Consider the following 12,762-nt stretch of genomic DNA (forward strand, 5'->3'; position numbering starts at 1 on the left):
GCCGTCCTGGCAACTCGGACGTGACACCCGACGAGAATGAACGTGCCGCTTCTTCGAGGCCACGACGCTCGCGTACGGAACGCAGCAACTCACCTCGAACGAAGCGGAGTTCACACTAGGGTGGTGGCCGGTGGCAGATTTGATCCAAGCCGTCACGGAGGCCGCTTCCTGCCGCAGGGGGAGCCGCTGATGCAGCTCGCAGAGCAACACGCCGCGTGACAAAAGACGTTCCGACCGGCACGACCAGTACGCCGGCGGTTACACCGAACGCGGCGGTGAGGCCGTTCAGCCACGCGTAGCCATGGCTGCTGGGGTACGTGGTTCCGTCGTCCAGCACGCAGTCGAAGCGCAGCGGCACGTAGGAAGTCCGGTGCCCGACCAGGTGCTGGAGGGTGCTGTCGTCGACGTCCGTGTCGCGGCACGAGGGCGCCGGAGACGAGGAGGCGCCGCTCTCCGACTCGTGCGCGGACAGCTGCACCGCGCCGAGCCCGAGCACGTACAGGCCGACCGCCGCTGCCGCCGCCATCGCGGCACACCACCGCAGCAGATCTCGTGACCAGTCCGCCCGGCGGCCGGGAAGCGCGACGGAGATGAACTTGACGACCACCGCGACGATCCAGACGGGGATCGCGAGCAGAGCGGGCAGTGCCAGAAAGACGAACACGAGCCAGGCACCCTTCACAGGCTTTCGGCGCGGGCGAGTTCACGGAGCGGAGCTCGGCCGCCTTGACCGGAGTAGACCTTCGAAGGCCTCGACAGGTTGTGGTCGTCGCCCGATCGTCACGGGTTCGGGTTCACCGGGTGGGACTCGCAGTACCAGGTAGATCCGCGCCGGGCGGTGCACAGTGGAGTCATGGCGACCACGGAGTTCGGGCACACGGTGCGGCGCTGGCGTGACCGGGTCTCGCCGGAGGCGGCGGGGCTGCCCGTGGGCGGTGGGCGGCGCGCGCCCGGGCTGCGCCGCGAGGAGCTCGCCATGCTGGCCGGTATCTCGGTCGACTACGTCACCCGCCTCGAACAGGGCCGCGCGACCAACCCCTCGGAACAGGTCGTGGAGGCGCTGGGCCGGGCGCTGCGCGTGTCCGCGAGCGAGCGCGAGCACCTGTTCCACGCGGCCGGGCTCGTGCCGCCGGGGCAGGGCACGGTGCCCGCCTTCATCACGCCGAGCGTCCAGCGGATGCTGGACCGGCTGACCGGGACGCCCGTCGCGGTCTCCGACGCCACCTGGACACTGCTGCTGGCCAATCCCCTGTACACGGCGCTGATGGGTGAGCGGCACGGCGACGAGCGCAACGCGGTGTGGCGCACCTTCCTCGGCCCGGCCGGCCGCGTCCGTCACACGCCGGAGTCTCTGCGCGCGCTCGAGACCGCACAGGTCTCCGACCTGCGTGCGGCGGCGAGCCGCTATCCGCAGGACCAGCGGCTGCGGCGGCTGATCGCGGAGCTGCGAGTGAACAGCGACCGCTTCGCCGAGCTGTGGGACTCCGGAGCCGTCGGACAGGCGGAGGCGTCACGCAAGACCATCGATCACCCCGAGGTGGGCGCCCTGACGCTGGACTGCGACATCCTCAACGTCGCCGGCACCGGCCTGCGGATCATCATCTACACCGCCGAGCCGGGCACCCAGGACGCCGAACGCCTCGCGCTCCTCGGCGTCATCGGCACCCAGACACTCGCCGGACAGCACTCCCGCGCTCAGTGGCCGTAGGGCGGCTCGAAGCAGCCTGTCTCCAGGTACGGGCCATTGACCTCGACCCCGTAGTTCGTCTCCTGCACGAACGCCGTGACGCACGCGTCGGCACGGACGCGAAGGCCGACCTGTGCGCCGTCGGGCGTGACGTAGTGGTCGGTCTCGTAGCGCGCGTCCATCCCCCGTACGCCGAGCGTCCCGCCGGCCCGCTCGCCCGCTTCACCGCTCCCCTCCTGCGCGTACCCGAGCTCGAGGAGCGCCGCGCGGACGCTCTCGGGGTCCCACTCCTTCTGTCCCCAGAGCCGCTTGAGCACGGGCTCGATGCGGGCGGCTTCCCGCCTTGCGGCCTTCTCACCGGCGGGCGACATGGTGCCCGTGCGGCGGTAGGCGTTGTTGTCGCCGATGTGAGGGGCGCCGTCGACGACTCCGGGCTCCACGTAAGGGGAAGCGGGAGGAGACGTCGGAGTGGGAGGAGCCGAGGGAGGCGGGCTCGAACGCGCGAGTGAGGTCGGCAGTCCGGCCGCCGTGTCCGTGGCGCGCTCCGTGCCGCAGCCGGTCAGCGCCACGGCGGCGCTCAGCAGGAGTACCGGTGCGGCGCAGCGTCTGCGCCACGGCGTCGTCGAGGTCAGCATGGGCACGACTCTGCCATCGCAGGGCAGGCGGTGTGGCCCCCCGGGGCATGTCGTCCGCCGAAGCGTGACAGCGTGCCCGTGCCGTGGGCCGGCCCTCACTCTGCGGCGGACCGGTACGCCTTCGGCGGGGTGCCGTACCTGCCGCGGAAGGCGTGGCTGAAGTGGAAGGGCCCCGCGAAGCCCGAGGCCGCGGCCACCTGGGCCACGGTCAGTTCGGTGCTCGTCAGCAGGCACGCCGCATGGCGCAGCCGCGCCTCCCGCAGGGCCCGCATCGGCGTGGAACCTGTCTCCTGGGCGAAGAGGTGGGCGAACCGGGAGGGTGACAGGGCCACCGCCGCGGCAAGGGAGTCGACGGTGTGCGCGGCTGCCGGGTCGGCGTCGATCAGGGCCTGGGCGCGGCGCACGCGCGCGTCACCGGGGCCGGTGCCGCCGGACGGGGAGGTGGCGAGCAGCAGGGCGCGTTCGACGGATCCCAGGGCCAGCGCGGTGGCATCCGGTCCCGTCGCCACCGAGGCCGGCGCGGTGCGGCGCGTGGCGCTCACCGGGCGGGGCGGAGCGCCCGTGCCGGTCCAGCGGCTGTCGGCGTGCGCCTGGCGCAGCGCCGCGGCGACGCCGGTACGCGTTCCGGGGTGGAGGTCGGGCATCACGTGGCAGCCGCTCCCGAGGTCGTAGGGGCGCAGGCGCTGTTCCCAGCCGGGGCGCAGCAGGAAGTGGGCCCACCACAGCCCCCAGTGCTCGGCGTCCGGCGCTGTCCGGTACGTGTGATGTACGCCCGGCGCGAGCAGCACCAGGCTCCCGGGGCCGGCGGTCGTCCCGGCGCCGCCCTGGCGGACGTGACCGGCACCGGACTCCGTCCACAGCAGGAGCCAGCTCGGGGCGCCGGCCGTCCTGCGGACCGCGTAGTCGGGCGACCCGTCGTGGCGGCCGACGATCAGGACGCCCGGGGGCGGCGCAGCAGTTTCACGAAGGTCTGTGGCGGACACGCGCATAGCCTGGCACACCAGGACGCTTCTACGGTCGTCGCATGAACACAGTCGACATCTCGGCCTTCCGGTCCTCGGGCTACGCGATCGCCCGCCGCCTCCTGTCACGCGAAGAGGTGGCCGCGCTCAGCGCCGGTTTCATGGAGTACCCCCAACGGGGCCCAGTACCTGGGCACTTCCAGCCGTCGGCGCAGGATCCCGACGGCCCGCACGATCCGCTGCGCGAGTACCCGCGCATCATGCACCCGCACCTGATCGACGACACCGCCCTGCGGTACCTGCTCGACCCGAGGATCACCGCGATCGTCGCCGCGCTGATCGACGAGGAGCCGATAGCAGCGCAGAGCATGCTGTACTTCAAGCCGCCCGGCGCGCGCGGGCAGGCGTTGCACCAGGACAACTTCTATCTGCGCGTCGAGCCGGGCACCTGCGTCGCGGCCTGGGTGGCGCTCGACCATGTGGACCGCGACAACGGGGGGCTCGAAGTCGTCCCGGGCACCCATCTCATGGACCTCTTCTGTCCCGAGGAGGCCGACCCCGACACGTATTTCACGAGGGAGTACGTGCCGCCGCCGGCCGGCCTCGCCCGCGTGCCCGTCGACATGGAGCCGGGCGACGTCCTCTTCTTCAACGGCAGCCTGGTCCACGGCTCCGAGCCGAACACGAGCACGGACCGGTTCCGCCGCAGCTTCGTGTGCCATTACGCCCCGCGTTCGGCCCGCCGCATCGCCCGCCACTACCGCACGTTCACGCTGGAGGGCCAGGAGGTCTTCCTGGCCGAGGCGGAGGGCGGCGGCCCCTGCGGTACGGAGTTCCCGGTCGCGTCGCCGCACTAGGGTCTGTCCGGCGGATCAGGTCGCACTCGGGGGCCTGCGCTGATCTGTGCTGGTGAGCGGGGTCTGGTGCGTCGAGATGCAAGGCGGAGGAGGGCGACAACGCGGAGCGTTGGCAACCGACGACAACGCCGCAGGTCGGCGTGCCAGACCCCGCGCCCGCGACAAGATCCGCCGGACAGGCCCTAGGTCCCCGGTCGGCTCACCGCACGGGCGACGGGGCATGCCTCGTATGGCATCGGGCGGCGTGCCGCCGGAGGTCCGGCGTGGTGAGCTGGCCCCGAAACAGGCAGAACAGGGCGGCGGGGGACCTGGCCCATTGACCGGCGCGCAGGTGTACCCGACGCGCCGCTCACCCGCCCGCGCCGGAGGACCGCCATGCTGGCTCTTCGCATCGCACGGGTCTTCGACGGCCGCGCTGTCGTCGAGGGCGCCGGGATCGTCTTCGTGGACGGTGGGCGGATCGCCGGGGTCGAGGCGGCCGGGTTCGGGATCCCGACGGGCGTCGAGGTCATCGACCGGCCGTCGGGCACGCTCCTCCCCGGCCTCGTCGACGCGCACGTCCATCTCGTCGGCGACGGTGAACCGGGGGCGTTGGAGCGGCTCGGCGCGCTGTCCCAGGACGACCTGTTCAGCACGATCGAGCGGTCCCTGCGGATTCAGCTGGCCGCCGGTGTCACCACGGTGCGCGACCTCGGGGACGTGGCGTGGTCGGTCGTGGACTGGCGCGCGCGCCGCCCCCGTACCGGCCTGCCCACAGTGGTGGCATCGGGGCCGCCCGTCACAAGCCGGGGCAGTCACTGCCGGCACGAGGGCGGTCAGGCGTCCGGGAGCGACGAACTGCGTGCCGCCGTCCGGGAGCGGGCCGAGCGCGGCGCCGACGTCGTGAAGATCATGGCCGGGGGCGGCATGACTACCCCTGGATCCTCTGTCGACCAGGGCCGGTTCACGGCCGAGGAGCTCGCGCTCGTCGTCAGGCAGGCGCACGCCGTGGGACTGCCCGTCACCGCTCACGCGCACGCCCTGGTGTCGATCCGGGACGCCATCGCCGCCGGTGTCGACGGGATCGAGCACTGCAGGTTCCTCACCGCCGACAGCGTGCACGTGCCCGAGGAGGCCATCGCCGCCCTGGCCGCCCAGGGCATCGTGGTGTGCCCGGCGCTCGGCCGGGCGCCGGACGCGGTGCCTCCGCCGCAGCTCATGGAGCGTGCGCGCGAAGCGGGCCTGGACTATGACGCGTTGCGCCGGCGGGTCGTCCGCGCGCATCTGGCGGGCGTCACGATCATCTCCGGGACGGACGGAGGCATCAGCCCGGGCGCACCGCACGGCAGCCTGCCCCGGGCTGTCATGGACCTCGTGTCGGGCGGCATGGCCGCGGCCGACGCCCTCGCCTCCGCGACGTCGGTGGCGGCGAGGGCCTGCGGTCTGGGTGGCCGCAAAGGGCGCGTCCGGACCGGCTACGACGCCGACCTCGTCGTCGTCGACGGCGACCCGTTCACCGACATGGCGGCCCTGACCCGCGCCGACGTCACTGTCCTGGGCGGACAGGTGCTCGGTTCCCGCTCATGACCCCCAACGCCCGTCCCAGGACCGGCGCCAGGGCTTTGGCGTAGCCCTCGGCCATATGGCTCTCGTCCCGGTAGACGAAGGTGTCGTACACCGCGACGGGACAGTCGCCGTGCGGGGTGCACAGCCAGGGCTGCGGGTCGATCACGGCGACGCCGGTGGCACGTGCGGCCGCCTTCGTGGCGTTCCTGCGGGTCACGTCGTGCAGCGCCCGGGGCACGCGGACCGAGCAGTCCCGCAGGTGCAGCGGGTGGATGGCAGCGCAGTCGAGCACGTCCTCGCGGGGCCAGGGTGTGTCCAGGAGCGCGACGACCCGGGCGCCGGACGGCGCGAGCCGGCGGAAAGTCCGGACGTAGCCGTCGGTCCATCCCGCGAGCGGGTCGCGCATCGTCTTAGCCGGGGTGCCCGCGTCGGAGGAGGACACGAGCACGAGCGAGGGACGGAGCTTCTCGATCCGCGCGAGCGCGTCGGCGCGCCAGCGGTCACATGTCGCGTAGGGACGGTGGGCGTTGAGTGTGGTGACCGTCGCCGCCTTGCAGGAGGCCTTGGTCATCGATATCAGCTTCCAATGGTGCTGTACGGCAAGGACGTTGAGCGCCGGGAACCACTGGGCCGCGTGGGAGTCGCCGAAGAGGACGACGACGTGTTTCGAGGCCCGGTCTCCGTACACGCACATGGGCGTGCTCGTGGCGGCGTAGTTCTGGTGGCACCCGTCCCGGTACACGGCCGACCGTACGTCCGTGATCCCCGTCAGCGGCGGCGTGAGGTTGTCCGGCAGGCGGACACCGGTCGTGCCGAGGGCCCGTGTGAGGCGCGCGCCGGGGTCGGGGGCCGAGGCGAGGGCGTCCTTGAGTACGGGGGCGGGCTCGCCGGAGCTGATCGACGGCGGGAAGGCGGCGGCGACCAGCGCGGTGGAGGCGGTGACGGCGCTCAGGGCGAGGCCGAGCCGCAGGCCTCGGCCCGGGCGGCCGCGCAGGGCCCGGTGGAAGCGCACCGGGTTCTCGACCAGGCGCAGGGTCAGCCAGGCCGGGAGCAGCGCGGCCGCACCGAGGGCGAGCTCCAGGTGTGTGCCGGCCGGCCTGTCCAGCGCCTTCGGCCCGATGACGAGGAACGGCCAGTGCCACAGGTACCAGCTGTACGACACGCCGCCGAGCCAGGTCACCGGCCGCGCGGTGAGCATCCGGCGCGCTCCCGGCCACGCGGGCGAGGTGCCGCCGACGATGACGAGTGCGGCGCCGACGACCGGTACCACCGCCGCCGTTCCCGGGAAGGGCGTGTCGGCGTCGAAACGCAGCGCCGCGGCGATCACGCAGGCGAGACCGGCCCACGTCATCGCCACGGCCACGCCGGCCGGCAGGCGCGGAGGCCTGAGCAGGGCGAGCGCGACCAGCGCTCCGGCGCCCAGTTCCCAGGCGCGGGTGTGCGACCCGAAGTACGCCCAGGGCGCGGACCGCCCGGTCACGTGGACGCTCAGCCCGAACGACACCACGCACAGCGCCACCAGGGGTGTCGCCAGGAGCGCGCGGCGCCGCCGGGACAGCCGCCGGCCCAGGAGCAGGAGCAGCGGCCACAGCAGGTAGAACTGCTCCTCGACGGCCAGCGACCAGAAGTGCTGGAACGGGGACGGAGGGCTGCCTTCCGCGAGGTAGTCGGTGCCGGTGGCCGCGAGGCGGAAGTTGACGGCATACAGGGCGCTGGCGAACGCGTCGCTCATGTACTCGGCGAAGCGGACCTTCGACAGGAACAGCCACGACCCGGCGAGGGTCACCAGGACGACGAGGGCCGAGGCGGGGAGCAGGCGCAGTGCCCTGCGGGCGTAGAACGCACGGATCGATATGCGGTCCGTGGCGGACAGTTCGCGCAGGAGCGAGGACGTGATGAGGAAGCCCGAGATCACGAAGAAGACGTCGACCCCGACGTAGCCGCCGCTCAGCCGGGTGACCCCGGCATGGCCCAGAACGACCAGCGTGACCGCGAGGGCCCGGAGCCCCTGGATGTCCGGCCGCTGCGCAGGGCCGGACCGGGTCGCGCCGGGCGGGGGCGAGGTGCGCCCGGCCCCGGGCGCGGTCTTCTGTTCCACCGTCCCCGTCGACTGCGCGGCGGCATCGGTTGCTGTCCGTCCGGTGTACGTTCTTGCGCGATTTCCGGCGTATGGAGTCCTGGTCACGTCTGGGTCTGTCCGGTCGGCCTCTCGTGTTGCGGCCACACGCCCTTCTTTTTGAGCGCTCAACCAGGTGTTCACCGTCACGGCGTCTCCGCGTGGTTCGGTGTTGCGCCGGCGCCCTGCACCATGGCGTGGCTCACGCAACACCTGCCGCGGAACGGAGACATGCGGTCATGAAGGACTCACTGCGCGCCCGGATCAGGGCGGGCGACGCCGACGCCTTCGCGGAGCTCTTCGACGACACCTCCCCCGAGGTGCACCGCATGGCCCTGCGGGCGACGGGCGACTGGGCGCAGGCCGAGGACGTCGTCTCGCTCACCTTCCTGGAGATATGGCGGCTCCGGCAGACGGTGCGCCGCGAGGACGCCCCGCTGCGGCCCTTCGTTCTGGGGGTCGGCCTGAACGTCCTGCGCAACCAGTCCCGCTCGGCCCGCCGTCACCGTGCGGCCCTGGCCAGACTGCCCGCCTGCGAACACCAGCCGGACTTCGCGGACGAGGTGGTCGACCGCATCGCGGACGCCGAGCAGGTCGCCGCCGCGCGCACGGCGCTGTACGGGCTGAACCGTGCCGAACGCGATGTCGTCCTGCTGTGCGGCTGGTCGGAGCTGGGCTCCGAGGCCGCAGCCGAGATTCTGGGCGTGGCACCGGGCACGGTCCGCTCACGCCTGTCGCGGGCGAGGGCGCGGTTGCGGGCATCCGTCGACGCGTAGCCCGTGAGGGACGGTTCAGAGGGCTACGGAGGGCCAGTCGAGGAGGCGCGCTCCGATCACCGCGGTCTGCAGCGTGTAGCGGTGGACCGGGTCGGAGGGATCGGCGCCCGTCAGGTGGTGGATACGTTCCAGCCGGTACGTGAGAGCGCGCACGCTCAGCGACAGCCGGCGGGCCGCCTCGGCGCCGACGCAGCCCGCGTCGAAGTAGGCGGTGAGGGTGTCGAGGAGGGGCTGCGCTCCCCCGCGGGCGTCACGCATCGGGCCCAGCACGCTGTGCACGAGGTCGGCCATCGCCTGGCGGTCGCGGGTGAGGACCGGGTAGACGAGGAGGTCGGCGGCCCGCAGGACGGGCGCGTCGAGTCCCAGACGTTCGGCGAGGTCCAGGGCGTTGAGCGCCTCCTCGTACGACTGGACGACACCACCGGCTCCCGGCTGCGGGCGCCCGATCGCCACCTGGCACCCGTCGGTGGCGGCGTAGGCCTGCTTGGCGAAGAACGTGAGGACCTCGTCCTGGTCGCCCGGGGCGACACAGACGAGACGGCCGTCCTTGGTGGTCAGCAGAATGCTGCGGTCTCCGAACCGGCCGATGAGCGCGCGCTCCACCTCTCGGAGAACCGCGTCGCCTTCGTCGTACGCGACGGATCCCTGCGCGACGGCCACCGCGTGCTCGAACGACAGGCGCAACCCGAAGTGTTCGGCGCGCTGGGCGAGCCGGCCGAGGTCGCTGCGCCCGTACAGCAGGTCGTCGATGAACTCCCGCCGTGCGGCCTCCTCCTGGCGTACGGCGAGGCGCTGCGCCCTTTCGTACCCCTCGGCGAACGCGTCCACGGCCTGCGCGACGGCGGCGAGCACGCTGTCGGGCGACACCGCGGTGGCGGGCCAGTGGGTGCGCGTCGCGTCCAGGTGTGCGCCGACGAGGGCGCGCAGACCGTGGCCCGCCTCGGCGGCGCGCTCGCCCACGGCGCGGCGGGATTCGACTTCGTCGCGCGTCAGACGCCGTCCGGTGGCGGCGACCGCGGCGAGGATACGGACGTAACCGTCGAGAGTTGCATCGGGTATGCCCTGGTCCGCCACGTTCGCCCCTGGAATCTTGATGAGTCGTTGTCGCCTTTTTAGCGCAGGTCCAGGGCTGTTGTGCCAGGGGGGCCGAGGGTTACGTCCGCTGCGGGGGCCGGCCCGTCTCCCTCTCGTACTCCGCATCCGCAGCCTGCCGCAGCGCGCGGTGGCGATGGAGGGCCTGCGGATCTCCGGCCTGTTCGGCGGCCGCCCGCGCCGCGTCGAGGACTCCGTCCATCCACAGCCGCGAATCCCCTCCAAGTGCTGGTCGCTGACGGCGAGCCACCGCCGAGCCGTGCCGTCGTCGGGCGCGAGCGGAACCAGGAGGAAGCACTCCTTGACGAAGAGCCGCCACAGCCCCTGCCGCATCCCTTGCTTGTCGGGCGGAAGGTGGCCGGTGGCCTCTTCGAGTGTGCCCCACGCGCCCGAGGCGTCGTCGGCCCGCCGCTGCAGCCGGGCAAGGGTGAGCAGCCGGCCGGCCCTCTCCCCCGGCCATGACGCGTCACTGATCCCGACGGCCTCGCGCTGCACCTCAACCGCTTCGGCGAGAAAGCCCAGTTGGGCGAGGTGGAACTGCAGCGTGTTCAGCACGTCCCCGGTACGTGGCTCGCCCGCGGCCCACTCCGTCATGAAGAGGCGTGACGCCTCGCGCTCCCCGAGGCGCGCGGCATGGTAGGCCCAGTCCTTGAGGCTCTCGTCGGCCGGGGTGGCCGGGAACCGGGCGCGTTGCTCATCGAGCCACTCGTCGACTGCCGTGTCGGTGTAGCGGGTCGGACCCGAGCCCGAGTCCGATGCGATGTCGCCGAGGATGCGGTCACGATCGGGGTGTTCGGCGGCCCGTACCGCCTCGACGGCCGCCGCGACACCGCCGGTCAGCAGGTGGTGGATGCGGTAGCCGAGGCCCGTGTCGAAGCTGATGCTCTTGGCGCTCCAGTGCAGCCACAGATCCTCCACCTGCCGCTGTTCGGCGACCAGAAACCCCGCGAGCAGCAGGTCTGACGCCAGACCCCAGGGGACGGCTTCCCGGTAGAAGGTGATCTGTTGTCGGAGGAGGAACCGCAGAAGCGGCAGGTCCTCGGGCCGATGGTCGTACTGCAGCGCCCACAGCACCGCGGAGCGGGCGGCGTAGCCGCGGTCGATCACGCGGCCTCCGTCGGTGCGGTCCGCGGCGAATGCCAGGGCATGCCACGTCTCCGGATCCCGCCGAGCCCGCTCGAGGTCGTCCCTCGGCCCCCGCAGCAGCCGCTCCTGCTCGTCGGCGACACACGCCGTCATCGTCTCCCCCTCGCATCTCCCCCGCACCCGAACCCGCCGATTCAATCAGCATGCTGCCCCTACCCCCGAAGGGCCGCCTCGATCTGACGGGTGGCCTGCACGGCGACCCTCGGATGCGTGGCGGCGTACGTGGTGCAGGCGTTCAGGCCGGTGGCCAGGGCCCACCCACGGACTCGTGTCCACGTCTCGTCGTCCACGCCGAGCGCCTCGCGGAACACGGCCCGGCTCGCGGCCGACATCAGAGTGAAGGCGATCATGAGGTCACGGGCCGGGTCACCTGATCCGAAGCCGCCGAAGTCGATGACCGCGCTGAGACGCCCATCGACGGTCAGCAGATTGCCGGTGTGGAAGTCACCGTGGAACCAGACCGGAGGCCGGTCCCACGCCGGAGCGCTCAGTGCCGTCTCCCAGACATCGGTCATCGCTCCCGCGCCGAACTCGTCACCGGCCTCCGCGATCGCCGCCCGCGTCGCGGCGTCACGGTCGGCCAACGAGCCACCGGAGCAGTCCAGAAGACCGTCGAGGGCGCCCTCCGCCGGTCCCGCCTGTGGGGTGAACCGCTGAAGCGCGAGCAGGAACTCCGCCAACTGGACCGCGGCCTCGGACGATTCGGCCAACGCCTCGACGGTCGCCACCTCGCCGTCCAGCCACCTCGACACCGACCAGGGCCACGGGTAGCCGAACCCTGGCTCCCCCACCCCCACCGGCACGGGGACGGCGAGCGGCAGGTGCGGCGCGAGCCGGGGCAGCCACTCGTACTCCTTCGCGGCCTGTCCGATGACACCCGCACTCCGGGGAAGCCGTACGGAGAGCTCGTCACCGAGCCGGTAGATCACGTGATCCGAACCGCCGGGTCCACCAACTTCAGCGGCAGTCCCGCCCATCGGGGAAACTCCCGGTCGACCAGACTCCGGACCAGAGCCTCGCCGATCGCGGGGCGGGCATCCGCGGAGTCCGTCGTCGCCAAGCGCAGCTCCTCGCACCGGCCCGCCTCAGCGGCAGGCGTTCCGAGCCATCACAGCCGTTCGCCGCCGCACCCGTCCACCGGTTTTCCCCCACGCCCCGCCCCCGCCAGACCCCTGACACAGACCCCTAACACGCTTCCGGGTTCGGCAGACGCGCCTCGATGCCGTCGAGCAGGAACGTCAGACTGAGGGCGAACTGCTCGTCCATGTCGGGCCCGGACGGTTCCTCCATCCATCGCGCCAGCAGTTCGTGCCCGCCCTGTTCCGCCACTCCCCTGACCGCGTTGACCGCCGCGGTCAGCCGCTCCGGGGTGTCGATTCCCAGCCGGCGGCGCATGGCGTGTTCCTCGGCCTCCTGCTGTGCGCCGCCGAAGACATGGCGGTCGAGCAGGGCGGCGTACGCGACGGCCTCACCCAGTGCGGCGCCCCGCTCCACGAGCACCCGCAGCTGGAACTCGGTGCGGCGCAGCATATGGGGACCCAGAGGGGGGCGGGTCGGGACGAGCTGCGCGAACCACAGGTGCCTCTTCGCCATGGCCCAGCTCTCCGTGGCGATCCCCCGCAGGTCGGCGCGCCAGTCGGGGCCCGGCTCCGCGGGCACGGGAATCTCCGCGGTGGCGGCGTCGAGCATCAGGTCGACGAGTCCGTCCTTGCTCATCACATGGCGGTAGAGCGCCATCGGTGTGTACGGCCCGAGGCGTCGGGCGACCGCGGCCATGGTCAGGGCCTCCGCTCCGCCCTCGTCGGCGACGGCCGTCGCGGCCCGCACGATGTCGTCCCGCTCCAGCGGGCTCTGCCGGCGCTTCGGCGGCTCCGCACGGGTCCAGATCAAGGGCGTACCGAAGTCTCCGGCCGCTGTCCGCTCGTCCTTCATGGTTACAGTTTATG

General features: G+C 72.4%; 10 protein-coding genes and 1 pseudogene. 4 read left to right on the forward strand and 7 right to left on the reverse strand.

What is annotated here, in order from left to right; translation table 11 throughout:
• Positions 1–115 precede the first annotated feature (115 nt).
• Positions 116–664 (reverse strand): hypothetical protein, encoded by a 549-nt coding sequence (locus OHO83_RS03910; protein ID WP_266678860.1) that lies wholly within the window; start codon positions 662–664, stop codon positions 116–118.
• Between the two features lie 189 nt (positions 665–853).
• Between OHO83_RS03910 and OHO83_RS03915 the strand changes: the two genes are divergently transcribed.
• Positions 854–1,708 carry a helix-turn-helix transcriptional regulator gene (locus OHO83_RS03915; RefSeq protein ID WP_330278675.1) on the forward strand — a complete coding sequence of 285 codons (855 nt, stop codon included), beginning with the start codon at positions 854–856 and terminating at the stop codon, positions 1,706–1,708.
• Here OHO83_RS03915 and OHO83_RS03920 read toward each other — a convergent pair.
• Both OHO83_RS03920 and OHO83_RS03925 read right to left on the reverse strand, forming a co-directional pair.
• Positions 1,696–2,322, reverse strand: coding sequence for a hypothetical protein (locus OHO83_RS03920; protein WP_330278676.1), 627 nt, complete (start codon positions 2,320–2,322; stop codon positions 1,696–1,698). The genes OHO83_RS03915 and OHO83_RS03920 overlap by 13 nt on opposite strands.
• A gap of 95 nt (positions 2,323–2,417) precedes the next feature.
• Positions 2,418–3,311 carry an AraC family transcriptional regulator gene (locus OHO83_RS03925; protein ID WP_330278677.1) on the reverse strand — a complete coding sequence of 298 codons (894 nt, stop codon included), beginning with the start codon at positions 3,309–3,311 and terminating at the stop codon, positions 2,418–2,420.
• Between the two features lie 35 nt (positions 3,312–3,346).
• Here OHO83_RS03925 and OHO83_RS03930 point away from each other — a divergent pair, with 35 nt between their 5' ends.
• Together OHO83_RS03930 and OHO83_RS03935 are read left to right on the forward strand one after the other, a co-directional pair.
• A complete protein-coding gene (locus OHO83_RS03930) occupies positions 3,347–4,141 on the forward strand; it encodes a phytanoyl-CoA dioxygenase family protein (protein ID WP_330278678.1) in 795 nt (264 codons plus the stop codon).
• A 375-nt stretch (positions 4,142–4,516) separates the two neighbouring features.
• Positions 4,517–5,707 (forward strand): metal-dependent hydrolase family protein, encoded by a 1,191-nt coding sequence (locus OHO83_RS03935; protein ID WP_330278679.1) that lies wholly within the window; start codon positions 4,517–4,519, stop codon positions 5,705–5,707.
• Here OHO83_RS03935 and OHO83_RS03940 read toward each other — a convergent pair.
• Complete coding sequence (locus tag OHO83_RS03940) at positions 5,667–7,784, reverse strand: acyltransferase family protein (protein WP_330278680.1); 2,118 nt, start codon at positions 7,782–7,784, stop codon at positions 5,667–5,669. The genes OHO83_RS03935 and OHO83_RS03940 overlap by 41 nt on opposite strands.
• Positions 7,785–8,041: 257 nt before the next feature.
• Between OHO83_RS03940 and OHO83_RS03945 the strand changes: the two genes are divergently transcribed.
• Positions 8,042–8,578, forward strand: coding sequence for an RNA polymerase sigma factor (locus OHO83_RS03945; protein ID WP_266678848.1), 537 nt, complete (start codon positions 8,042–8,044; stop codon positions 8,576–8,578).
• Positions 8,579–8,593: 15 nt separating this feature from the next.
• Here OHO83_RS03945 and OHO83_RS03950 read toward each other — a convergent pair whose 3' ends face one another.
• The 3 genes and pseudogenes from OHO83_RS03950 to OHO83_RS03960 all read right to left on the reverse strand — a co-directional run bounded on the left by OHO83_RS03950 (position 8,594) and on the right by OHO83_RS03960 (position 12,748).
• Positions 8,594–9,652: a PucR family transcriptional regulator gene (locus OHO83_RS03950; RefSeq protein WP_266678846.1), complete on the reverse strand. Its 1,059-nt coding sequence runs from the start codon at positions 9,650–9,652 to the stop codon at positions 8,594–8,596.
• A 1,316-nt stretch (positions 9,653–10,968) separates the two neighbouring features.
• Positions 10,969–11,876, reverse strand: a pseudogene (locus OHO83_RS03955) (aminoglycoside phosphotransferase family protein).
• A gap of 125 nt (positions 11,877–12,001) precedes the next feature.
• A complete protein-coding gene (locus tag OHO83_RS03960; protein ID WP_266678843.1) occupies positions 12,002–12,748 on the reverse strand; it encodes a TetR/AcrR family transcriptional regulator in 747 nt (248 codons plus the stop codon).
• Positions 12,749–12,762 lie beyond the last annotated feature (14 nt).

The organism is Streptomyces sp. NBC_00569, from assembly GCF_036345255.1.
In the GTDB taxonomy this organism is placed as follows: domain Bacteria; phylum Actinomycetota; class Actinomycetes; order Streptomycetales; family Streptomycetaceae; genus Streptomyces.

Excerpts from the sequence above, each read along its gene's own strand:
- OHO83_RS03915 (WP_330278675.1), top strand. The coding sequence starts at position 854 with ATGGCGACCACGGAGTTCGGGCACACGGTGCGGCGCTGGCGTGACCGG.
- OHO83_RS03920 (WP_330278676.1), bottom strand. The coding sequence starts at position 2,322 with ATGCTGACCTCGACGACGCCGTGGCGCAGACGCTGCGCCGCACCGGTA.
- OHO83_RS03925 (WP_330278677.1), bottom strand. The coding sequence starts at position 3,311 with ATGCGCGTGTCCGCCACAGACCTTCGTGAAACTGCTGCGCCGCCCCCG.
- OHO83_RS03930 (WP_330278678.1), top strand. The coding sequence starts at position 3,347 with ATGAACACAGTCGACATCTCGGCCTTCCGGTCCTCGGGCTACGCGATC.
- OHO83_RS03935 (WP_330278679.1), top strand. The coding sequence starts at position 4,517 with ATGCTGGCTCTTCGCATCGCACGGGTCTTCGACGGCCGCGCTGTCGTC.
- OHO83_RS03945 (WP_266678848.1), top strand. The coding sequence starts at position 8,042 with ATGAAGGACTCACTGCGCGCCCGGATCAGGGCGGGCGACGCCGACGCC.
- OHO83_RS03960 (WP_266678843.1), bottom strand. The coding sequence starts at position 12,748 with ATGAAGGACGAGCGGACAGCGGCCGGAGACTTCGGTACGCCCTTGATC.